The sequence below is a fragment of the Mesorhizobium sp. M7A.F.Ca.US.006.04.2.1 genome (genome assembly GCF_004022915.1).
Classification (GTDB): domain Bacteria; phylum Pseudomonadota; class Alphaproteobacteria; order Rhizobiales; family Rhizobiaceae; genus Mesorhizobium; species Mesorhizobium ciceri.
Genome location: NZ_RZQA01001357.1, coordinates 1 through 1,011, shown reverse-complemented (window position 1 = coordinate 1,011; position 1,011 = coordinate 1). Strand labels below are relative to the sequence as shown.

Below are 1,011 nucleotides of genomic sequence, written 5' to 3'. Positions count from 1 at the left end.
CATGATGATCATGTCGGCCTCGCCGGATTCGGCGAGCTGCTGGGATTCTGCGCCCGTCTTCCAGAAGATCGTGTCGGGACCGATCGCCTTGATCTTGGCGATGCCCTTGTCGATATCGGCCGGCGTCATGGCGTCGACCTTGCCGCCGTCTGCCAGGATGGCCTGTTCGATCAGGCCGCCGAGCGGGCTGCCGCTGCCGTCGATGGCGCGGGTGCCGGGAAATTTCGCGGTGTCGAAGAAGTCCTTCCAGTCCTTCGGCGGATTGTCCTTGTACGTGTCGTTCTTGTACATCAGGACCATGCCGTAGTTCATCGCCGGCACGCTGCACTCGCCGACCTGTCCGGGCGGGATGTGCGAGATGTCGAGCTTGGTCAAATCCAGCTTCTGGAACAGTTTTCCGCAATGCACGAAGGGCGGAAAATCGTCCGTATCGACGACATCCCAGGTCACATTGCCTGATTCGACCTGCGCCTGGAGCTTGGCGATTTCGGTCGGCCCATCATTCAAAAGCTTGACGCCGCTCTTGTCGACGAATTCCTTGAGGGCGGCGACCTGGCCGTCCTGGTAGATGCCGCCATAGGAGACGAAGGTCAGCGTCTTTCCCTTCAGCGAGCCGTCCACCACGGTCCCGGCCGGCGGCGCGTTCTGCGCGTGAGCGGCGGCCGCAAGCAAGGCCAGTGCGGCGGCGCCGACGAACCCGGCCAATCTTGATCTGCTTCCCATTTTCTAACCCTCCGATGGCTCGCTGTTTGATTTTGGTAGGCCGGGCGCGAGCGTTTTCCGGGCTACATATTGGTCGAGGTCGACGGCGCCGCTGGTCGGCGGCGCAATGATCCACAGCACTTCGGCCACCGTATCGCCGACATTGATCGTCCGGTGGGGCGTCGAGGTCGAATATTCGATGCTATCGCCCTCTTCGAGGGTGAAGCTCTCCTCGCCGAGCGTCAGTTGCACGCGTCCGCGCAGCACGAGGAACATCTCGCTCGCGTTGCCGTGCGTGTAGGGCACGTC

At 62.3% G+C, this 1,011-nt stretch carries 2 protein-coding genes; both read right to left on the bottom strand.

Annotated elements, in window-relative coordinates:
- The coding region (locus EN925_RS37265) for an extracellular solute-binding protein (RefSeq protein WP_128337432.1) at nucleotides 1-723 on the bottom strand (723 nt) is incomplete at its 3' end.
- Nucleotides 724-726: 3 nt separating this feature from the next.
- Nucleotides 727-1,011, bottom strand: a 285-nt coding sequence (locus EN925_RS37260) for a cupin domain-containing protein (protein ID WP_164894732.1), incomplete at its 5' end; no start/stop codon positions are given.